Here is a 21,972-nt window from a genome sequence, read left to right on the forward strand (position 1 = left end):
ACCATCATTATAATATTCATTATTACTTATATTTTAGGAGTGACAGAAATAGACGTATTTGGTACATAAATAGACACGAAGTCCAGTAAATGTGCAGTGTTACAGCAACTATGATGCCTGTACAAAAACGCACAATAACGCACGAAAACATATATTTATAGGATTATATCAGTTAAGTATAATAAAAATGGTAGGATATAATTTGTTGTTTTTATATCCAAAAAATAGTCTGTTGACTAAGAGTTGATTGTTAAAGGGAGGATGTAAACTTGAAGATGAGTAGAAGACTTCTGAGTCTTGTTTTAATCTTTGTTATGCTCTTTAGTGCTGTGATGCCAATGGCATATGCTGAAGAGATTACAAGTTATGAAATTCAAGAATCAGATGATACCGAACCAGGTGCAGAAGAAGGTACTGAGACCGGTACAGAAGATAGTGCTGAACCAGGTACAGAAGAAGGTACTGAACCAGGTACAGCAGAAGGTACTGAGACCGGTACAGAAGAAGATGCTGAACCAGGTACAGAAGAAGATGCTAAACCAGGTACAGAAGAAGATGCTGAGACCGGTACAGAAGAAGGTGCTGAGACCGGTACAGAAGAAGGTGCTGAACCAGGTACAGAAGAAGGTGCTGAACCAGGTACAGAAGAAGGTGCTGAACCAGGTACAGAAGAAGGTGCTGAACCAGGTACAGAAGAAGGTGCTGAACCAGGTACAGAAGAAGGTGCTGAGCTAGGTACAGAAGAGGATACGGAGACAGATGATGAAGTTTTACCTGTTGAAGTCAATCAGGAAAATGGTGAACCAAGTCCACCGTCAACGGGTACACCTACAGTTAGTTTTGATACAGAGGTACTTGGTACTGAAATTATCGCATATTCATATGGTGGAGCTGTTAAAGTTGAGTTAGATAACAATGATTCTCAGGAGAATCCTTTTATTCTTTATACTGATGAACAAGGTTATAATTTTATGCAGCATGACAACAGTGTTGGTTATTTAAACAATTTGGAGTCAGTAGAGCATCTTGAAATATATGATCGCTACTATGATGATAATGGTGATGTATATAAGGCTGAAAACTTTTATGATTTAGATCCAGAAACTACATACTATTATGCTATTGGATTAAGAAAAAATGTAGATGGTGTAGGTCATGTCAATAAGATCGTTATCTCTGATGGTAGCTTCACAACAGATTCATCATATTCGATGAATCCAGAGGTTACTGAGCATGCTCAAAAGTTAGGTCATTTCCGTTCTAGCTTTGAGTTCATCTTAAATGATTATATGGTTGATGTACACAGTGGTCTTGTATTACAATATGCTGATAATCAGGCTATGGAATCAGCTAAATCTAACACATATCCAGTTGGTGTAAGAGATGTTATTGAGCCAGGCGCACCACATTTTTACATGTCAATGGATATGACAAGTGATACTATGTACTATAGATATGGTGTTGTAGAAAGCAAACAAGGTGAAGAAAGTATTGTTTATTTTGATGTGAATAGCATTGATAGAGCAGCTTTACCAACTGCCATTAATATTACTCAAGCAGATGCTGCTGGAAGTGTTATGAATATTCAAGGTAATGTAGATGGTTACACACATAATAGCGATGGTAGCTATAGGGTTTATGTAAGTGAATCAGATGATTTTTCTGATTTTGATACAAGTTACTTAAGTGTAAGTCAAGATGGTACTTTTACTGGAACAGTTGACAACTTGACTGAGGAAACAACTTATTATGCAAAAGTTGTATATTATTACACTAATAACGACATAGTTTTAACATCAGAGGATGTGACATTTACAACTGTTGTTGATCAAGTACTAACATTAGAAGATTTTTCAGGCAATGAATCGCTTTATAACTATACAAAAGAACGTTATTCGCCGAGTGACGACTTAACTTCAAGTGATTTGTTTAACGTGACTAGAATGAATCTATCAGAATCTGATAATGTAGATTCTTTAGTAGGTTTAGAGAACTATAGCAAACTTGAGGATTTCAGCATTTATAATGCTACTTTATTAACAACTTTAGATGGCATTGGTGCAGCTAAGAGTCTTAGAGAAGTTTCAGTTTCTGGTGCAGCATTAACAGATATAAGCGACTTAGCTACATTAGATAAGCTTATTGCATTGTCATTAAGAGAATGTCAATTAACTTCTTTAGATGGTATAGAGAATCTTGTTACTCTTGTTGGCTTAAATGTATCACAAAATAATTTAACATCACTTCCAGACTTAACAAAGCTTGTTAACCTTAGTCCTGGTGAAATGTTAGATGATCATTATCAGATGGATACTTATTTCACTCAAAATGATTTGGCGGATTACTTAAATGAAACTTATTTACCTCAGCAGTTATTAACGGATAGATGGTTATTTGAAAATCTGAGATCCCAGTCAGAAGCAACAATTACAGAAATGCTAGTGCCATCTGAGTTCTATAATGTTGATGGACAAAAGGTTTTCTTTGCAGAAGTTAATAACACCAGCATGAATGAACATAAAATTACCTTGACAATAGGTGACGTGTCAAAAACTTATACCATGGAGGGTAGCTACAGAAATAAGTATTATACTAATTTAAATCTAGAAACAGATTTTCCGGGTTTAGGTGACACTGTTTGGATTCAGGTTTCTGTTGAAGACACTGTAAAAGATGAAATCGTTGCTACAGCTGATAAAGATGTTAGCTTTGTTGAAATGAATGCTTGGCTTGATCCTAGTTACAAGTATCTAAGCAACCAAGACAAGAGTCATGATATTGGTGTTGTATTACTTGGTGAATACGATTATTTAGATTTTTCAAATGCAAGACTTATGAATCAAGATAATGAAATTGTAAGTATGGCTGTAGAAGATTTTATAGCTGAAGAGCATACCCATATAAGCCATAATGCAGATGAAAGGTATCTTGATGATTATTCATATGAGGCAAGGCCACAAGTACCGACAACTCATTTATACATGGAAGTGTTTGATAACACGGCTTTAGAAGTTGGCACTTATGATTTGGTCTTTGAAGTTAATGGTCAGGAAACGACCATTGAATCAAGCATTGTGGTAACTGATAATCCTATCATTAAGAATATCAATCAACATGTAAGTGATTTCCCTGATGCGGCTTATGGCGATGAGGATATGTATTTATATATCAGAGGTACTGATATAGATCCAAGTGATCTTCAACCAGTTTTACATGATTTAGACAAGCAAAAGGTAGCATCAACAGAATCATTTAGACAGTTAGATGGGACTTCGTTTGTATATAAACTTGTTAGAGATGCCTTAAACTGGCCAATTAATTTGATTGCAAGTGTTGAATCTAAGACCAATCAAGCATTTGCATCACTGGACTCTGATAATAAGTTTAATATTTATCGATATGACAGAGATATTTATTATGTGGAATTAAATCCGTATAATTTAGAGTTGTTCCTTGTAACAGATAAATCAATTGGTGATGTGACTGTTTCTGTGCTTGATGACTTTAACGCAGAAGCGATTGCAACTGCCACAGGTAATATTAAAAAAGGTGAAAATGTACTTGAACTTACCTTAATGGATGATTATCAATTTGAGTCAAATATGCGTTATGAAATTGAAATTCAAGCAGATGGAAGAAGTTATAGAGAAGGCGTTTATCTGAACCATTTAATGGATGATAACTATACCAATAATCCTAGTTTTGAAAATGTATTGATTTATTCTGACACAATTGAGTTTGATATTGATGGTCATATATTAGTCAGTGATGGTAATACAGATGTAAGCATTAAGCTTCTCAAGGGAGAAGAAGTCATTCTTGGTCCTATTCCAACTGAACAATATGATTTAAGAATAGATGGACAACCTTACAAGGGCTTTAGGAAAAGCATAACATTAGATAATCCTTTAGATCTAGGTTCTTATACTTTAGAATATCATTTAACCGGTGATGTTAACGAAGTAATTACGAGAAAGCTAGAAGTGTTTGACACAAATCAAGTCTATGTTGGATGGACTTCAGATTCATTTGATAACGGTAGACTTGAGATTTCATTTAACTGTGGTTCTTCGTTTGACATGACCAAGGTATCTGCAGATATCAAAGATGTGTTTGGAAACGCAGTCACTGGTTGGACAGGTGAGTTAGATAGAAACACGAATAATGAACAGAGATACACTTATATCGTTACTGGATTACCTACAGATGTATATTATCTTGTGGCTAAGCTAACATATGATGGTCAAGAAATTAAGAGTACTTCTGATCCTAACATGTCACTTTATGAGGAGAATAGCTATTATTCAAGAGTAGAAGTTTCTGCTGAAAAAAATTATGGATATTTAAACACAGGCTCTTCTTATTATGTTATAACAGGTGTTTATGGACCTAGTGCAGATTATCCATTAACACTTAACTTTTACAAACCGTATGAGGTAGAAGCAACAAAATCTATGGTTGTTTCTGAATCTGGTGAGTTTATTAAGGCAAACTTTGCTGGTATGGATTTAAATAGATTATACGATGTTGAAGTTTTAAATAAAAATGGTGAGTCTGTTAATTTTAGAAATGATGTAAGAATCATAGCAAAAGATGGTCAAGTTGTTTCTGTAACAGGTGTTCAAGTAACACCAGCAACTGTAAGCTTAGAAGCAACTCAAACTGCTACATTAGGGGTTTCAGTACTTCCTATTGATGCTACAAATAAACATGTAACATGGACAACTTCAGATGAGGAAGTCGCTACAGTATCTTCTACCGGCCTTGTGACTGGTATTTCTGAAGGTACAGCAATAATTACAGCTAAAACAAGTGATGGAGACTTTACAGATACATGTACTGTTACAGTAATAGGCTTACCTGAACCTGTAACTGGTGTTACTTTAGATCAATCAGAATTGACTCTATTTGTTGGTAATACTGAAACGCTTACTGAGACTGTAAGTCCAAGTGATGCTGCTGATAAGTCTGTGGTTTGGTCTTCATCAGATGAAGCGGTTGCTACAGTAAAAGATGGTAAGGTAACAGCTATATCATCAGGCCATGCTGTAATTACAGTTAAGACTGTTGATGGAGATTTTACTGCAACATGTGATGTAACAGTAATCACGCCAATTGATATGACCATTTCACTTACTTACAATGATGATACTGTCATTGAAAAAGTTAATGGTGGTTATATTGTAGATGGTGCTAAGTTCCCAGTTTATGAAGAGGCATTTGAGGAAGAAACCAATCTACCACTTAAAATGACTGTAACAGGTACAGGTAGTGAAATTGAAGATGAGACACAATATAAAGTACATGCTACATTCAATGATAAGTTTGAATTTGAAGCATTACAACCAGGATCAAAGTTAAAAGAAGGTCTAGTGGATACCATTATTAGATCTGCGGACTTAGTAGATGGTGAATATCCTTTAAAAGTTAAATTATATTTAGGTGATGTTGAAAAGGCATCATATACTTACAACGTAAAAATTGAGGGTTCTATTGTTAATGTAACTGGTGTTGCTTTTGATCAAGAATCGGTAACATTAAGCCCAGGTAAGACCTATCAATTAAAGCCTATAATAGCTCCTGACAATGCTACAAATAAAAATGTGACTTATACAAGTAGTGACGAAACAGTGATGACGGTTTCTGAAACAGGTCTTGTAACAGGTCTTGGAGCAGGAACTGCTAAAGTAATTGCAACAAGTGAACATAGAGCTTATACAGCTGAGATGGATGTCCATGTAAATGTTCAAGCCTCAGGTTCTTTAGATCTAACAAATATGGAATCACGTGTTTATTATGTGGAGCTATTAGATTCTAACAACTCTGTTGTAGCTGTTAAGTATTTAGATGCACAAAACGGCTTTAAATTCTACAATCTAGGTCTTGGTGACTATAGAGTACGTATCAGTGGACCAATGGGTTATGCATCTGTTGATGAAGCATTTACGGTTGCAAAAGGTGATACACAAGTTGATTTAGGTCAGTTATCATTTGAAAGTATTTATAAAGATGCTTCAACTGTAAGCGTTAACTTATCAAACTCTGATGATACAGCTTATGATGGCCGTGTAGATGTATCCTTATACGATTATGAGTCGAGATTGTATTATTCAAGTAACACGATAGAAAATGGTGTGGTAACATTTAATAATGTTAGATATACGACAGGTGGTAGTTCATACAGCATTTCAGTAAATGCGGGTAATTATACGAACCATGCGACTATTTCAGTAGATAAGGCAGAAGTTTCAGTAGATGTAGAGGTGCCATTAACTTACTCTGTATCAGGTAAAGTCTTATTAGCAGATGGTTCACCACTTGCTTATACAAGTCTTAACTTATACGGCAACTCAGAATATTACTATGGTTACACCAATGAAGATGGTGATTTCACTATTTATGGTGTTCTAGCTGGTGATTATGAATTAGATATCAATAAGTCAGAATATATCTTAACTGAGAAGAATGTTGCTATTGTAGATGATGATGTAACGCTGACAGATATCACGGTATCAAAGGGCATTGATTTAATTGGTAGAGTGTCATCAAATGGTCAAGAACCATATAAGGCCTATGTGACGCTTTACAAGGATGATAATTTCCACTCAAGTACTACAGCAGGTGAAGGTGGTTTCATTTTCACAGGTGCCATTAAAGAAGCTGGTGATTATAAGCTAGTATTAGGTTCATTACATGATAAGCAATATAGATACAAGCCGTTTATTGCTGATCCAGTTGAGTTCACAGTTTCAGAAGAGGATATTACAGATGCTATTAGTCAAGGTGCTGGTAGAATATCAAAAGACTTACTGTTTGAATATCAAACAAATGGAGCAGATAGCTTTGTAGGTCAAGGTAATGAAGTTTTAGTAGATAGAAAACTTGTACAAGAAGGCAATGATATCAACTTAGTTGTTAAGTACAAGAATCAAGGTAATGTAGCTAAGGACGCAACATTTAAAGTTGAGTTACCAACAGGCATTACAACAAGTGAAGCACTAAATACAAGTGTGACCGTTGATCCAGGTAAAGATGGTATGATTTCATTACCATTAAAGATAGGCAAACTGCCTGAAAACTATGCATCAATTGTAGTAAGTGTAGAAGTAGATGGTCAAACATATGATTTTGGTGCAACCAGCGTTGAAAAACAGGTTGCCAAGCTGAATGGACCAGAGTCGGTTAAAACAAATGATGTGATTAAAGTTTATGGCGAAGCAACTGCAAATAGTGAAATCGTCATAAAAGACATTGAAACAGGTAAGATTTACTCAACAACAAAACCAAATGGTAGATGGTTTAACGCATCGCTTTCGTTTGATGAAATTGGTACTTATAATATAGTTGCGGTTGTAACTGTTGATGGCGTCAGTGAAATATCTGAACCATTGACGATAGAAGTATCTGCTGATCCTCTTGAATTGGTTTCAGTAATGAGTTCATCTGCAGGCACATCAGTTTTACCAACCAATCCGTTGATTGGTGTGAGAGCCTTTACTGCATGGGTTGACTATGACTTAAACGGTAGAGACATTATCATTGAATCTGAATTTGATAAAGACATTATATCGTTTGTAACGTATCATTTCTCAGACAATGATTATCAAGCTAAAAAAATGGGAGACTTCTATGTAGCAACATTAAAAGACTGGTCAGGTTCTGGTCTAAAGACCATTACAGCGACTGTTGAAACAAATGATGGTAGAACGTTAGAGTATATCATCGCAGAAGTAACTGTATTAATTGACCCAAGTGGTTATGTAGAAGATGCTGAAACAGGGTCTAGATTAGAAGGTGTAACAGTTATTTGTGAAGTATTTGAAAATGATACATGGAGCGAATGGAATGCTGCACTTTATGGTCAAATCAATCCACAAATCACCAATGAAGAAGGTGAGTATGGTTGGATGGTACCAGCTGGTACTTATAGAGTAAAAGCTGTTAAAGATGGTTATGAACCATATATTACAACAGAAGATGAACGTGCACACATTAAGAGTATTGTAATTCCTCCAGTAAGAACAGATGTTAACTTTGAACTTGAACCGAGTATTCGAGTAACATCACTGACTATTGAAGAAGATACACTTGCACTTAAGACTGGAGAAACAAAAGAGATTTCATATACTGTGAATCCAGATGACGCAACCAATAAAGACAATGTCACTTTAGTCTACAATGATGACTTTATCAAAGTAATCAATAAAGGTGATGGTCTATTAAGTGTTCAAGCATTAAAAGAAACAAGTGGTCAAAATCTAAAGGTTAAAGTTGGAGACTTATCAGATGACATTAGCATTGTTATCGAAAAGGGGAGTGTAGTGGATCCTGGTGATAACGACGATGACGACGATGACGACGATGACGATGAAGACGATGATAACAGTGGCAGTAAGACAGTGAACATCCCTTCTAAGGTGCCTTCTGCTTCAACTAAGGTTGAAAAGAACTCAGAGCTTAAGTTAAACTACAAAGGTTTATTAGTAGTAGCTGCTAAAGCACTTAAAGAAATGGAAACTTTAAATATCTTAGGTGATGTTGAGATTAACTTGAGTAAATTACTATTGGATTCATTATCTTATAAGAAGAATTTACAAGTAGAAGTAAAAGCTGTTGAAGAGATTCCAGCAAGTATCAAGTCTTTTGTTAAGTCAGATAAGATTTACGACATTACAATGAAATTAGACGGCAAAATTAAGGATTCATTTGATACTAAAATGACTATGGAAATTCCATATGAATTAGGTAAGAATGAAGATGCAAATGCAATTGTTGTTTACCATATTCATGGCGACAAGATTGAAACAATCTTTAGTCAGTACATAGATGGTAAAGTTGTTTTCAAGACAAAGTCGCTTTCTCAGTTTGCAATAGGCTATCATCCAGTAGAGTTTACAGATAACAAGGGATGGTTTGAAGACTATGTTACATCACTTGCATCAAATGGTATCATCTCTGGTAAGGGTGAAGGACAGTTTGTACCGAATGCGGATATTACAAGAGCAGAGGTACTTCAAGTACTTTACAACATGAACAAGGGTGATAAGACATATGTGAAGTCTAGCTTTAAAGATGTAGATGAAAAAGATTGGTATTTCCAAGCTGTTGAGTGGGGCTACCAAAATGGACTTGTAAGTGGTAGAGGCGATATGGAGTTTGCGCCTAATACCAACATCTCAAGACAAGACCTTGCTCTTATCTTAGTCAACTATCAGTCAAAGATTGCATCTTATGACTTTGATGGATTTGACCATTCAGGTGCATTCTCAGATCATTCTAAGATTGCAAGCTATGCAAAAGAGGCAGTTTACAAATTAAAAGATGCAAACATCATCTCAGGAAGAGGTAAAAACATGTTTGAAGCATCTGGCAGTGCAACTAGAGCAGAATGTGCTGCAATCATTTATAAGTTATTAGGCTTATAAGTTTATAGGGCTTACTGGTAAAACAGTAGGTCCTTCTTTTGGGTTATTTATTCTTTTATGTGGTTAGCTGTTCAAATTAAATGTATGCAAAAGATTTCTTTTATATAATTAAGGTTATACAGTCTTTGATATTGTAGAGATTTGAAAGTCGATTGTTTTGGATTTTATAGGTGGGATGTTATGAAGTACTTGAAGTACCTAACAATGATATTTATCGGCCAGATGTTTTTGGCATGGATGTTTTCTTATGAACTGGTTAATGTTCGTTATTTGGGTCCTGAGTATCAAGTTTATACTTATATTTTGCTACTGGTAGAAATTGCAATTATTATACTTATCGTTGTATTTTTAAGTTGGATCAATAACAGGCTACTGGATAAGTTGATAGAAATTGACCAACATAAGCGTTATAAATCAGCTCAAATATATGATCAGATGAAGGATAAAAGTAGACATGAGATGATAAGAGATTACCAAAAGTTAAAAGTCCTGATGACTGAAAACAAGACGGAAGAGCTTGAAGTATTTATAAGAAAACACAAAGAGTAGTTAATTCTCTCTTGTAGGTGGTGTAATTTATCAATGTACCGTACCATAGCCAACTCATTTAGATAGATGATACATTCAAATGTGACTGGTTGTCTGTACTGATATATGGTTAAATATTCTATTTGTTTTCAATGGTAGATTTGCTTTTATATAATAATGTATAGGGTGAAGAATCTAGAGATAGTGGGCGTTTTATGAAATGGATAAGAAATCTTGATCGAGATTGGCAACTGGTTTTATTAGTGATCATCGCCATAATTGTTTCTGGTTGGGGCATTTTTTATAAGTATCTTGAAAGAGGTGTCCCCTTATTATTTGCAATAGTTTTTATTATAGGATTTATTTTATTTCCAATTATACAGCTGATCTTACTCAACAGACTGGATAAAGATTTAAAAGGTCATCATATGAATGCTTCATATGAAATCGGCAATCAGCTTTATATTCATGAAAGAGAACATATCACAAAAGAGATGAAAAACATTTATAGCATGTATGAGACACATGATTTTCAAGATATTTTGGACAGGCTTTCTAAACTACTTGAAGACCAAGAAGAGGAGATTTATTCTTCATGGTACAGTCTTGACCAAGTCATTAATTATTATCAGAGAATGGTCAAAATCAATGGTATCAAGTTAAATATTGCTCTTATAGAGGATGTAGAAAAAGTGTGTGCCGCATATGCTCTTTCATTTAACGCACTGAATACTATTTTGGGTAATTTTCTAGACAATGCAATAGAAGCTTTAAATTGTAGTAAACAGAATAATCCAGAAATCACATTTGAGATACTAAAAAATGGCTCTAGTCTTGTAGTTAAAGTTAGTAACAATGGTGATATGATATTTGATACCAAACATATTTTAAAGCCAGGTTACTCTACTAAAGGAACAAATAGAGGCATTGGCTTGCCTATCGTTTGTCAGGTCGTTAATAAATTAGATGGTGTTTTGGATATTGATTCTAATATAGAGTTTACAAGCTTTTCAGTTATCTTAGATAAAGAGGTTGTATGAAGTTTCTAAAATATATAACGATCCTTTTTATATTCCAACTAATCGCCTTTTGGACTTTGTGTGATAAGTATGTGGGCATAAACTTTTATAGTGAAGACAATGCAATTTATAGGTATTTAATCATAGGTTCCTATACAGTTGTGTCTTTATTAGTAATTGTATTTTTAGGATGGGTCAATAATAAATTTTTAGACAAGTTGGTGCTAATAGACCAACAAGTCAGATATGCATCTCTTAGGCAGTACGATGAGCTTAAAGATAATAAACGTCATGAGATGATCAGAGATTATCAAAAGCTTATGATTCTGATTTCTGAGAATAAAAGGGATGAAGTAGAGGAATATTTTAAAAGAAAGTTGGTATGAAATGCAAACAGCTTATGAAGCAACGCCCATCATTTATTTAATAGAGCAATTTCTCGATAACCTGGGTAGTTTTATTTTTATAGCCTTAATAAGTGGTTGTAAGTTTAAAATAGACAAAAGAACCTTACTCCATATCTTGGGTTTGGTCATCATCCTTTTTGTATGGGATATGGTAATTTTAGATTCAATGAAATCCACATTAAGATCAGTTGTTATTATGATACTGGCAGCTGCTACATATACAAGGATCTTAAGATTTTCATTTGCCAAAGGGGCTGTCATTATGGCACTTCACTTTCTACTTGTATGTTTGTGTGAGCTTATTTTACTACCATTAATTGATATAATCCCTGGTATTAACCAGTTCAGTATACTGTCTTATTATGATTGGGTTTATCTATCTTATTTAGTAGTTCTTTATCTTTATGTTTTTATTGTTTATAAATTTAAGATTGTCATCTTTAGATTAGAGAGATTAGCATGGTAAATATTTTAATAGTTGAAGATGAAATAGATACACAATCGTACATTAAGCATATTGTTGAGTCATCACTTAATAACGCGGTTGTTTACACTGCTTTTAATCATCAAGAAGCACTTGAGGTATCAGATAAAAATCATTTGGATTTAGTGCTTCTTGATATGGAACTTGATGGCACTGACATACTTGGTTTAGATGTGTATAAATCTATAGAATCACGTCATAAGAACATTGATACCATTGTTATCACAGGTCATAGTGATTACTTAAGACAGGCTACAGGTATAGAACCCTTTTATTATATGATGAAACCCATTAATGAAGTATTTTTAAAAAGAAAACTAAAAGAGTGGGTATATGTGAAAGAAAATGTGGATAATGAAACATTAATCATCAAACAATCCACAGGTATAAAGGTAATCCCACTTAAGAATATCTATTATATTGAGAAAATAGGTAGGAAGGTTCATGTTGTCACTAAATCAAAAGTCTATGAATACTCCTCTTCAATTAGGGCTATTATGAAAGACTTGGATGATAGATTTTATCAGTCACATCAATCGTTTATAGTTAATACCAACAAGGTTAACACTGTTGATAAAGATTATGAAAGAGCAAGACTTATTTCTTTCTTTGATTTTGAAAAGACTGTACCGCTAAGTCGCTATAAGTATGAAGGCTTTATTGACATGTTCAAGTAAGATGGATTAGATTAATAACCTTGAATAGAAGAATTGAATAAGCTTTAAATGTCCAATTACATTTTTCTATGTATAAAGGCTTTTGTAGATATTTAGCTCAATCATGGTATAATCAATTATTGTGGAGGCTATGATGAAAAAGAAATTATATATAGGATTATCTGGAATACAGGTCTTGTTGCTGATAGGCGCCTATTTGGTACAGGATTTTTCAATGAAACGAATGGGCATGATGAGACATGTTATGTTTACAAATCAAAAATGGGAAAAATCTTATCCCGTAGAAACAATTATAAGTGTATCTGTTGCCATTAGTATTATTTTATTGGTTATTGTAGTTTATAAGCATATTAAAAGGAAATCATATTATCAATTAATTGAGACTTTGGTTGTTAGTGGTGGTGCTACCGGATTTGTACTATTAAACTCAACAGAATCATTTAGGTCTTATTATTTTATATGTTTGATTCTAGCCTTATCCATACTGATTCAATATGTAAAACAAATTATAGATATTAAAAAAACTGACTCTTTTTAGAGCCAGTTTTATTATTATTCGTATTTACTTGCTGCTTCTTCTGGTGTAATGCTTTGTACTGGATTGTTTTCATCCATTTGCCAAGCAAACCAACCACCATCAAATAGCTGAATATTTTCCCAACCATTTTCATAGGCAATTAAGAAAGGGATTGTAGCTCTCCAACCAGTACCACAGTAGAATGCAATGTCATGGTCTTTAGTGATACCTTGTTCAGAAAGAATGCTTTCAACGTTTTCAATACCTTTGATCGTACCGTCTTCGTTTAAATAATCAAACTCATCATGGCCCCAAAGTGCACCAGCAGGTTCACCCATTCTCTCAATGTAACTGTAACCAGAGATTTTTCCTTCAAACTCATCCTTAGAACGAATACTTACTAATCTGAAGTTTTCGTTGCTATCAAGCTCTGCTTGAGTTTCAGCTGGCATAGCGATAACAAACTCAGGATGTGCTGGAATTGTTAAGCCAAATGCTTCAGAAGTAGCAACAGGTTCGTTGATACCTTCTTCAGTTTCATAACCTGCAGCCATCCAAGCCTTAACACCACCATCAAGAACTTTTACGTTTTCTACACCTGCCCATAATGAAACAAAGGCAATTCTAGCAGCACCAGAGTCAGCACCATAAACAATAACGGTTGTATCTTTAGTGATACCGTATTTAGCCATTACTTCAGTGATTTCTTCTGGTGTACGAATGTTCCAGTATTCTGGTTCTTCAATGTCATCAGTGTTCATATGAACTGCACCAGGAATGTGGTTAGTTTGATATTCTTCACTTACATCAGCAGGACCCCAAGAGCCGTGTAAAATAACAAAGTCATCAGAACCTTCCATTTGACCGTCTATCATTTGCTTAACATATTCTGGTGTTACATAGACACCAAAAGTATCTTCAAGCATTTCTTTTTCGCTTGCAACAGTTTCTTCTTCAGTCGCTTCCTCTGTTGTTTCTTCTTGTACAGTTTCTTCTACAGGTTGAGTATTGTTTGCTGCATCATTTGAAGAACAAGCTACAAATGTAAGCATTAATACTAAGCTTAGAAATAAAATTAAATATTTTTTCATTTTAATACTCCCTCTAATATTTTTTTGTTTTAACACTGTTCATTGTAGTAGGCTTAGGGGGCTTAGTCTAATAGAAAAATCAAATACTTAAAGGGTCAAGTATTGCGTTTTTCTTTAGCTGGCTAAAATCCTTGACGTATAAGGTATATGAGCGTACATTAATACTAGTCAAACCAAGTATTTTAGAGGTTTAAGAGGTGATTGATATTAAAAAGCAAACCGTCATCAAAATTGGCCTACCACTGGCAATTATATTACTGCTTCTGGTAACGCCACTCAGACAAGATTTTAAAGAGGTCTTAGGACTTTTTTCGAGTTTAGATATTGAAGTTATTAAAACGTATGTTTTATCTTTTGGTATCTTAGCCCCCATTGTATCCTTTCTTTTAATGGTCTTTCAGTCACTGGCGGCACCCTTGCCGGCATTTCTGATTACCTTTGCAAATGCCAGCTTGTTTGGCTGGATCAAAGGAGCCATCTTATCATGGTCATCTGCTATGGTAGGGGCTATACTTTGTTTTTACATTGCAAGATACTTCGGTAGAAATGTGGTAGAAAAGTTGACCAGCAAACTGGCTTTAGAAAGCATTGATGAGTTCTTTGATCGTTATGGTAGGTACACAGTCCTTATCGCAAGACTTTTACCATTCATTTCATTTGATGTGGTTTCATATGCTGCAGGTCTGACATCTATGAGTATTGGTTCATTTATTTGGGCTACGGCTATAGGCCAACTTCCTGCAACGTTGGTTTACTCCTATGTAGGTGGCATGTTAACGGGTGGTATGAAGCACTTTGTATTCGGTATGCTTATCTTATTTGCTTTATCGACATTGATCTTTTTACTTAAAAAGATCTTTAATGATAAATCTAGAAAAGGAATCGTAAATGAAAATTAAGTTAGATGATGATTTACTAAAATATGTTTCTGATGAAGAGGCCTCGTGTACAGGTTGTAGAAAATGCATGAAAGCCTGTCCAATGCTGGATGAGTTCTGCTCGACACCAAAGGCACTACTAGAAGAAACTTACTTAGAAAAATCCATAGATCATGAAGTAGCCTTTTCTTGTACCCTATGTGGCCACTGTAGCCATGTCTGTCCAGAAAGTGTCGACTTAAACCATTTGTTTTATGTCTTAAGAGAGTCAGGTGCCAAACAGTTTAAGATTCCAGGTTCTATGCCTGTTAAGTTTCATCAGAAAAACTCATTTTCTAAACCTTTTTCTACAGGCGTAGAAGGCTTAAAAAGTGACATCAAAGAAAAAGTGTTTTTTCCAGGCTGTGCTTTAACAGCCTATGATCCAAGCCTGGTTTTAAAGATATATGTCCATTTAAGACAACACGATCCAGGCATAGGCATCATGCTTAACTGCTGTGGTAATCCAACCCATGTTATGGGGGATACAGATCTTTTTAATGAGTATTTTTATAAGACTGAGAAAGAGCTTGATAAGAGTGGTGTAAAAGAGATTATAACAGTTTGTCCAAACTGTCATAAAACCCTGTCAAAAGACGGCCAGGCTAAAGTGATTTCTTTATGGGAAGTATTATGTAAATTTGGTCTACCAGAGGGGTTACTTAATAAGTATCAGGATATGACAGTGACCATTCATGATCCTTGTCCAACAAGATACAATCCAGAGATTCACGATGCTGTTAGAAAGCTCATGGATGACATGGGTTTTAATCTTGTTGAAATGATACATTCTAGAGAAAACACACTTTGCTGTGGCTCTGGTGGTATGGTCGCAGTGATGAACCAAAAGGTTTCCTTGAAGCAAAAGAAAATGAGGGTCAAGCAGACTGAAGAAGACTTTATTGTCTCTTATTGTCAAGAATGCGTTGAATCACTGACTATTGAGGATAAGAGGGCCATTCATATACTAGATATGATCTACAGTGATAAACCCTTTGAAAGAAGAAAACAATCCACACTTGAAAAGTGGATGAACAGGTATCAGGCTAAAAGAAAAGTCATGACACTTGATAAAAGAGGACAAATTTCATGAAGAGCAAAAAAGATATCATAAAGTATGGCTTAATCATGTTTGCCTTGATTGCAATCATCATTATGACCAATAAATACGTTGACCTAAGCCAGTATACACCAGAAGATATAAGGGATTATGTAAACTCATATGGTATGCTTGCACCACTAGTTTACATCATCATCTTTACTCTTGTGCCTCTAACACTTTTTCCAGATTCCATCATAGCTGTTTCAGGCGGTATGTGCTTTGGCCTTTTCTGGGGTTCCATATACACCATGATTGGGGCCTTTTGCGGTGGGACACTATCATTTTATCTATCAAGGCTGGTCGGTAAAAATTTTATAACCAGTGTGCTTAAGAAAGACCTGCCTAATATAGGTGAAGATATTGATAATAGAGGTTTTATGGCTGTCCTCATTTTAAGGCTGATTCCGCTTTTTCCATACGACATCATTTCATATGGTGCAGGTCTGTCTAAAATCAAGTACAAGGACTTTATCCTTGCAACATTGATTGGTATCATTCCAGGTGTTATTGTATTTGTAAACCTAGGTAGTCAGTTTACTCAAATAGGCTCAAGAGGCTTTTATATGGCCATTTCCCTTCTTGTCATGTTGTTCATAAGCTCGGGATTTTTAAAAAAGAGATTAGCTCTTAAGAGATAGAAATAATCAGATGTAAATCAGATTATTTCTTTTTTATTGTCTGAAGTGGGTATAAATTAAAGAAACATAAGATTAAATGAGGATACTCTATGAAGATAAATTATGATGATTTGAACTATTATAGATTACAACAGTATATAGAGGAAAATGGTATTGGTGATGACGATGCCTGTTTTTGTCGTTCGGGTTTAAGCTTTAGTGCGTGTTGTAAGCTCAATCAAGAAGCAGGCATTTTGGAGTCTCTTAGATTACAGGAGCTTATTAGTCATAAGCTGAAGGCTAGTAGTCGTCAAACACAAGATGAATGTTTGATCTCTACATGTAAAGAAAAGGCCATTATGTCACATGCCATTCAAAAGAATGGCTATCTAGACCAACTATCCAAAAACGAACATCTTTATGTTTTTACAAAGGCTTTTAATCAAGGCAAATACTATGTCAGAGATAGCAAGTTATCCATGAATATTGCGACAACATTTAATGGCTTTTGCAATTATCATGACACAAAAGTGTTTCTGGACATAGAGGTATATAAAGGTGAAGAGTTTATTATAAATCGTTTAATTGCCCATAGTTACAGAAGTATTGCCTATAAGTATAGATGTATCCTCAATGAGTTAGACCTAATAGAAGGAGAACATTTTTCGAACTTTCCGCTTCTTTATCATAATGAAATCTATGATCCTGATTATATCGTCTATCAAGCTTATCTAATCAGCCATTATCATACCTTAAGGCAACATCAAATTTACTTTAAGGAAACGCTGTATGAACTAGAGAAGTGCTTTGATATGACAAATGCTACTTGGATGTCACACGATCAGTTGACCTTTTCAGATGTTTTAAAAGTAAAAGGTACTCGAAATCCACTTGTTTTCTTTTGCTCGGAAGTGGTCAATACAAATGGTTTGTTTATGGAGAAAAATCCTGAGAAGAAGGCTTTTGAAATAATAACTCTGATGGTTCTTCCAGATCAAAATGGCGATTATAATTCTGTGTTTCTAAGTTCCTATGGAAAGCACAGTGAATTGATTGATTATTTTAATCATGCCAGTGATCAAGTCCGTTTAAATATGATCAACAATATTATCTTAAGTCATCTCAATGAGCTCTTTTTATCAGAAAAACAGATGACAGTTATAAGATCAAGTGAAAACTATTATGTCATAGAAGAAAGACTTCTTGATGAGATTCGAATAGACATTAATAACTTTGATTTAGAAGTCTTATCAAAAGAAGCTTTAATTAACTTTTTTGAATAAAGCTATATTACAGGCCTATTATAATCTTATGACTTATCATAAGTAATTATTAAGTTTGAAGTCAGATGAGTTACAATGCACTGATGTGATTTGAAGAAACATCAGTATTTTCATAAACTTTGGGTATAGATGAAACATCTAAGCTTAACTTTCGTCTAAAACATAAAAGAATCGAAAGGATGTGCCTATGAAAAAACATCATATCAATAAAACAATCATAGCATGGATCTATGTTGTGGGCTGGATGGTAGCTATATTCTTCTTGTCTTCACAAGTTGCATCGGCATCTAACTCATTAAGTCTGTCTGTAACCAATAGAATCCAATCACTTTTTTCTATAATACTTCCAGATGTTAATTTGATTATTTCTAATCATGATATTAGAAAGTTAGCACACTTTGTAGTTTTTGCAGTACTTGGATTTTTACTAGCAAATGCCTTTATAAAGTCGAATATTAATGTCTATAGGAGTCTAATATATTCAGGTATACTGATTGTCATGTACAGTATAGGAGATGAGCTTCACCAAAGATTTGTACCGGGAAGAGGTCCTGGTCTTGGAGATGTGCTGATTGATATAGCAGGAGGTGCTTTTGGTATCTTAAGCTTTCTGATACTACTAGGTATATTTACAAATATAGAAAAGAACAAGCTTAACAAGAAAATAAACTAAAAAAGGTGAGACCTGCAGAAGCAGGTCTCTGGTTGTTTAATCAGTCAAACTGGCTATAGTTGATAGTCAATTTAAATGATAGGGTTTCTTTTTCAAATTGATCTTCTGTTAAAAGATCATTAGGGTCAAAAATAACTTTAACTGAAATTGTTTCGATCTTATTAAGATCCAATTTCTTTAATATAAGTTCCTGAACAAACTCGTCTTCATATACAAAATCATCTTCATCCAGCAAAGTAGGTAAACCAAATGCATAAGATACATCAAAATAATCTTCCATACCCGGTTCAGAAGTGTTTTCTATTTCGAAGTTTAGCTGATCAAGATGCACACCCATAGTACCTGTGTTTTCAACATCAAAGTCATAGATGATTTCTGCACCCGGATAAATGTTGTTAATCTTAACTTCTAAATCCCTAGTGTTTGAAATGTTTTTAATATCACCAGTCACATATTTAGGTAATAAAACGTCACCAGCATATACATTAATGTCACATTCACCAGCATTAACTGTAGCTGCCAATGCAAAACCAGTACTCCATTCAGCATAAGCAATCCCCATTATTAACAGAGAAAGCATAACGATATTTAAGAGCAGTGTAATCTTTCTCAAGGTGACCTCCTATCTGAAACAAACCGTTAAATGAAGTTATGAAACCACTAGGGTTTCATAACTATTGATTTATTAGTTTAAAGTTGATGCTTTTTCAGTCTGCTTATAAATAAATGGTGTTGTATATTTAACTTTACAGTTTTCAAAATCATCATTGTCTTGATCTTTCATAGTAAGTTTTACATAGAAGCTTTGACTTTCTGTTGGTGCGATGACTTGTCCAGTTAAGAGTGTAACGAACTCACCTTCAGTTTTCCAATCAGAATTATCAAGAGAATACATTACTGTTAAAGCATCATCTAAATCTTGTCCGTTAGGATTAGCGATGATTAAGTGAGGTGTTACATTCGAAGGTAAGAACATATCAGGATCTACCATAATACCCATAGAACCTGTATTTGTAACTGTCCAACCAAATGTTGTATATTGCAGCGGATAAAGATTTTCGATACTAGCAACAACTGTCTCAACATTGCCAATCGTTTCAATACCGCAAGATTCTTCAATGTAGTTTCCTGTATCTTCAGGACTTTCTGCTTGAATAGCTGTTAGGTCAAAAGACATTTGACCAGAGTCAACTGTTGCTTGTACTGTAAAACTTTGAGACCAAGCTGCATAACCAGCGCCCATTAACATAACTGCCAATACTAAAATACCTATTAAAAATCTACTCTTTTTCATTTCATTCCTCCAAATTATTGTTCATTGATTGTAAATACTAAATCTAATTCAAAGCCTAATCTTGCTCCTTCAACTGGATAAACCGTTCCGTTAATATTTACCTCTTCCGGCAAATCTTCAGCGATGATTATTGCAATATCTAAATCTTGACTCTTATTAAATGCTGTACGGCCATATACTTTACCGTTAATACCAGGTAATAATTGAACAGCAATGTAATTGTTATCAATTAAGTACTGGGACAAAGTATCAGGAACACCGTTAATCTTACCAATAAAAGTGTTAGTTGGATCACAGTTTAAAACTACATCGTAATCACTTTTATTAGTGATTTTGAACTCTGATTCAACAATTACACCTGGATAAGCTTTTTCAATTACGAATGCTAGATGATCGTGGTTATAACCTTCTGCTGTTTCTTTTGGTGTTAGGACAGCAAAGTTCATATAAGCATTTGACTTATAAACTCCAGTCCATCCCTCGTAAAATTCAACACTTCCAGTGTAGTCTTCAGGAGCTACATCTGGACTTAAATCATACATATAGTCTGGAACTGATTTACCGCCGATAAAAGCTACGCCATCATCATCAATGGTAATATTTCCTTTGGTTGGGTCACCATCATCTAGTACATCTGTAAATACTTTAAGTCTACTGAGTTCTGTAGCATTTCCTAAATGCTCGTGTTTAATGATGACGTTGATTTCACCAGAATCAGCATATGTTACAACATTAAAGTTTTGACTCCAAGCTGCATAACCTACGCCCATTAGCATCATACTTAACACCAGAAGCCCTATTATAAATTTGCTTCGCCTCATTTCTTCCCCCCTTTCGTATGTGATTTTTTCTAACTTAAGTTTATCAATTAGGATGGAGTGATATAACACTCTTTGGTCTACACTTGTGTGTCCTATTGTATAGTTTCTTATATACTTCTTGGTACTTGTGATACTACTTTGGTAGTAGGGCATAAAAAAAGATTAGCATGGCTGCTAATCATTAAAAATGGAAAATGTGGTTTCAATTGTGATTGTATCATTTTCATAGGCAAAGACTACTTTTTCAAGGTAGTTTTCTGTACATTCTAGATATTGATTTGCCTGTCCAAGTAAGCAGTTGATGATATACTTTTCTGCTTTTAAAGTTTCAACTCTACAGTATAGACCGGCTAGATCCCATTTGATCTCATTGATTGCTGTATGATCTATGATAGCTATTGGTGCTTGTTCGGTTTCGTTCTCACTAGGTTGAGCAGCAATCATAACAGGTTGACTGAGTGAAGCTACTTGACTTTCTAGTTCAGCAATCTGAGATTCTAACTGTGCAATCTTATCTTTGATGGCTTGTTTCTTATCTTTTAGTCTTGCTATTTGAGATTGAATGCAATCAATTTCATCTTCAATGTCCTCGATGTAATCTCCTGCATCTTTGATTTTATCAAGCCTAATGGTATAGATATCGTTGGATAAGTCGTAAGGTTCTATAATCCCGTTTTCCAAAGACAAATCATATATTTTTGGTTTATTAATCAATTTCTTGCCTTTAAACCTGATATCTAAATCAAGATCATCTGCTAAGGCTTCAAATTTCATTTTTTCTATGAGTAGTTCATCATTTGAATTCTCATAGCTAATGGCGACCTCGTTTATATAGGCACCAACAGTTCCAGTGTTCTTTATTTCTAACTCAATATCATCATCAAGGGTAAACTCAGCCTCATGCTTTTTATTTTCATCAATACCCTGACCATTTACTTCTATATCGAAAACATAGGTTTTAACTTTAGTTAGTATAGAAAACTCTTCTTCCCATTCTGCATATGCTACACCTAGTAATAAGGTTGATATACAGAAGAGGAAAACAAGCAGTTTGTATGATTTCACAACCTCACCTCCTAGTATGGAATCACTTTTAGATTATCACAGGTATTAGATA

The 21,972-nt window shown here is 34.5% G+C and carries 17 protein-coding genes; 12 read left to right on the forward strand and 5 right to left on the reverse strand.

Going from position 1 to position 21,972, the window contains the following annotated elements:
- Positions 1 to 275: 275 nt before the first annotated feature.
- The 7 genes from EZV73_RS22260 to EZV73_RS22290 all read left to right on the forward strand — a co-directional run bounded on the left by EZV73_RS22260 (position 276) and on the right by EZV73_RS22290 (position 13,078).
- Entirely contained in the window at positions 276 to 9,425 is a 9,150-nt protein-coding gene (locus tag EZV73_RS22260; protein WP_240842652.1) for an Ig-like domain-containing protein, read from the forward strand.
- Between the two features lie 180 nt (positions 9,426 to 9,605).
- Positions 9,606 to 9,974, forward strand: coding sequence for a hypothetical protein (locus tag EZV73_RS22265; protein ID WP_240842653.1), 369 nt, complete (start codon positions 9,606 to 9,608; stop codon positions 9,972 to 9,974).
- Positions 9,975 to 10,168: 194 nt separating this feature from the next.
- A complete protein-coding gene (locus tag EZV73_RS22270; protein ID WP_240842654.1) occupies positions 10,169 to 10,993 on the forward strand; it encodes a sensor histidine kinase in 825 nt (274 codons plus the stop codon).
- Positions 10,990 to 11,358, forward strand: coding sequence for a hypothetical protein (locus EZV73_RS22275; protein ID WP_240842655.1), 369 nt, complete (start codon positions 10,990 to 10,992; stop codon positions 11,356 to 11,358). The genes EZV73_RS22270 and EZV73_RS22275 overlap by 4 nt, the downstream gene beginning before the upstream one ends.
- Before the next feature lies 1 nt (position 11,359).
- Positions 11,360 to 11,845, forward strand: a complete 486-nt coding sequence (locus EZV73_RS22280; RefSeq protein WP_240842656.1) for a hypothetical protein — start codon at positions 11,360 to 11,362, stop codon at positions 11,843 to 11,845.
- Positions 11,839 to 12,540 (forward strand): LytTR family DNA-binding domain-containing protein, encoded by a 702-nt coding sequence (locus EZV73_RS22285; protein ID WP_240842657.1) that lies wholly within the window; start codon positions 11,839 to 11,841, stop codon positions 12,538 to 12,540. The genes EZV73_RS22280 and EZV73_RS22285 overlap by 7 nt, the downstream gene beginning before the upstream one ends.
- A gap of 133 nt (positions 12,541 to 12,673) precedes the next feature.
- Positions 12,674 to 13,078, forward strand: coding sequence for a hypothetical protein (locus EZV73_RS22290; protein WP_240842658.1), 405 nt, complete (start codon positions 12,674 to 12,676; stop codon positions 13,076 to 13,078).
- Between the two features lie 14 nt (positions 13,079 to 13,092).
- Here EZV73_RS22290 and EZV73_RS22295 read toward each other — a convergent pair whose 3' ends face one another.
- Complete coding sequence (locus EZV73_RS22295; RefSeq protein ID WP_240842659.1) at positions 13,093 to 14,148, reverse strand: sulfurtransferase; 1,056 nt, start codon at positions 14,146 to 14,148, stop codon at positions 13,093 to 13,095.
- Positions 14,149 to 14,345: 197 nt separating this feature from the next.
- Here EZV73_RS22295 and EZV73_RS22300 point away from each other — a divergent pair, with 197 nt between their 5' ends.
- The 5 genes from EZV73_RS22300 (at position 14,346) to EZV73_RS22320 (ending at position 18,740) form a co-directional block, all read left to right on the forward strand.
- Entirely contained in the window at positions 14,346 to 15,047 is a 702-nt protein-coding gene (locus tag EZV73_RS22300; RefSeq protein ID WP_330637187.1) for a TVP38/TMEM64 family protein, read from the forward strand.
- A complete protein-coding gene (locus tag EZV73_RS22305) occupies positions 15,037 to 16,158 on the forward strand; it encodes a (Fe-S)-binding protein (RefSeq protein WP_240842660.1) in 1,122 nt (373 codons plus the stop codon). The genes EZV73_RS22300 and EZV73_RS22305 overlap by 11 nt, the downstream gene beginning before the upstream one ends.
- Positions 16,155 to 16,805 (forward strand): TVP38/TMEM64 family protein, encoded by a 651-nt coding sequence (locus EZV73_RS22310; protein ID WP_240842661.1) that lies wholly within the window; start codon positions 16,155 to 16,157, stop codon positions 16,803 to 16,805. The genes EZV73_RS22305 and EZV73_RS22310 overlap by 4 nt, the downstream gene beginning before the upstream one ends.
- An 89-nt stretch (positions 16,806 to 16,894) precedes the next feature.
- The gene (locus EZV73_RS22315; RefSeq protein WP_240842662.1) at positions 16,895 to 18,067 is read left to right on the forward strand and encodes a hypothetical protein; all 1,173 of its coding nucleotides are present in this window, start codon (positions 16,895 to 16,897) and stop codon (positions 18,065 to 18,067) included.
- 187 nt (positions 18,068 to 18,254) lie between these two features.
- Positions 18,255 to 18,740: a VanZ family protein gene (locus tag EZV73_RS22320; protein ID WP_240842663.1), complete on the forward strand. Its 486-nt coding sequence runs from the start codon at positions 18,255 to 18,257 to the stop codon at positions 18,738 to 18,740.
- Between the two features lie 40 nt (positions 18,741 to 18,780).
- Here the strand turns inward: EZV73_RS22320 and EZV73_RS22325 are convergent, their stop codons facing one another.
- The 4 genes from EZV73_RS22325 to EZV73_RS22340 form a co-directional block, all read right to left on the reverse strand.
- Positions 18,781 to 19,353, reverse strand: coding sequence for a hypothetical protein (locus EZV73_RS22325; protein WP_240842664.1), 573 nt, complete (start codon positions 19,351 to 19,353; stop codon positions 18,781 to 18,783).
- A 72-nt stretch (positions 19,354 to 19,425) separates the two neighbouring features.
- Positions 19,426 to 20,034 carry a hypothetical protein gene (locus EZV73_RS22330; protein ID WP_240842665.1) on the reverse strand — a complete coding sequence of 203 codons (609 nt, stop codon included), beginning with the start codon at positions 20,032 to 20,034 and terminating at the stop codon, positions 19,426 to 19,428.
- Positions 20,035 to 20,048: 14 nt separating this feature from the next.
- The gene (locus EZV73_RS22335; protein ID WP_240842666.1) at positions 20,049 to 20,855 is read right to left on the reverse strand and encodes a hypothetical protein; all 807 of its coding nucleotides are present in this window, start codon (positions 20,853 to 20,855) and stop codon (positions 20,049 to 20,051) included.
- 174 nt (positions 20,856 to 21,029) lie between these two features.
- Positions 21,030 to 21,920: a hypothetical protein gene (locus tag EZV73_RS22340; RefSeq protein ID WP_240842667.1), complete on the reverse strand. Its 891-nt coding sequence runs from the start codon at positions 21,918 to 21,920 to the stop codon at positions 21,030 to 21,032.
- Positions 21,921 to 21,972 lie beyond the last annotated feature (52 nt).

Source organism: Acidaminobacter sp. JC074, assembly GCF_022496765.1.
Taxonomy (GTDB): Bacteria; Bacillota; Clostridia; order Peptostreptococcales; family Acidaminobacteraceae; genus JABXKX01.

Bases quoted from the DNA above. Each gene is read 5' to 3' on its own strand.
- EZV73_RS22260 (WP_240842652.1), top strand. From the start codon at position 276: ATGAGTAGAAGACTTCTGAGTCTTGTTTTAATCTTTGTTATGCTCTTT.
- EZV73_RS22265 (WP_240842653.1), top strand. From the start codon at position 9,606: ATGAAGTACTTGAAGTACCTAACAATGATATTTATCGGCCAGATGTTT.
- EZV73_RS22270 (WP_240842654.1), top strand. From the start codon at position 10,169: ATGAAATGGATAAGAAATCTTGATCGAGATTGGCAACTGGTTTTATTA.
- EZV73_RS22275 (WP_240842655.1), top strand. From the start codon at position 10,990: ATGAAGTTTCTAAAATATATAACGATCCTTTTTATATTCCAACTAATC.
- EZV73_RS22280 (WP_240842656.1), top strand. From the start codon at position 11,360: ATGCAAACAGCTTATGAAGCAACGCCCATCATTTATTTAATAGAGCAA.
- EZV73_RS22285 (WP_240842657.1), top strand. From the start codon at position 11,839: ATGGTAAATATTTTAATAGTTGAAGATGAAATAGATACACAATCGTAC.
- EZV73_RS22290 (WP_240842658.1), top strand. From the start codon at position 12,674: ATGAAAAAGAAATTATATATAGGATTATCTGGAATACAGGTCTTGTTG.
- EZV73_RS22295 (WP_240842659.1), bottom strand. From the start codon at position 14,148: ATGAAAAAATATTTAATTTTATTTCTAAGCTTAGTATTAATGCTTACA.
- EZV73_RS22305 (WP_240842660.1), top strand. From the start codon at position 15,037: ATGAAAATTAAGTTAGATGATGATTTACTAAAATATGTTTCTGATGAA.
- EZV73_RS22310 (WP_240842661.1), top strand. From the start codon at position 16,155: ATGAAGAGCAAAAAAGATATCATAAAGTATGGCTTAATCATGTTTGCC.
- EZV73_RS22315 (WP_240842662.1), top strand. From the start codon at position 16,895: ATGAAGATAAATTATGATGATTTGAACTATTATAGATTACAACAGTAT.
- EZV73_RS22320 (WP_240842663.1), top strand. From the start codon at position 18,255: ATGAAAAAACATCATATCAATAAAACAATCATAGCATGGATCTATGTT.
- EZV73_RS22330 (WP_240842665.1), bottom strand. From the start codon at position 20,034: ATGAAAAAGAGTAGATTTTTAATAGGTATTTTAGTATTGGCAGTTATG.
- EZV73_RS22335 (WP_240842666.1), bottom strand. From the start codon at position 20,855: ATGAGGCGAAGCAAATTTATAATAGGGCTTCTGGTGTTAAGTATGATG.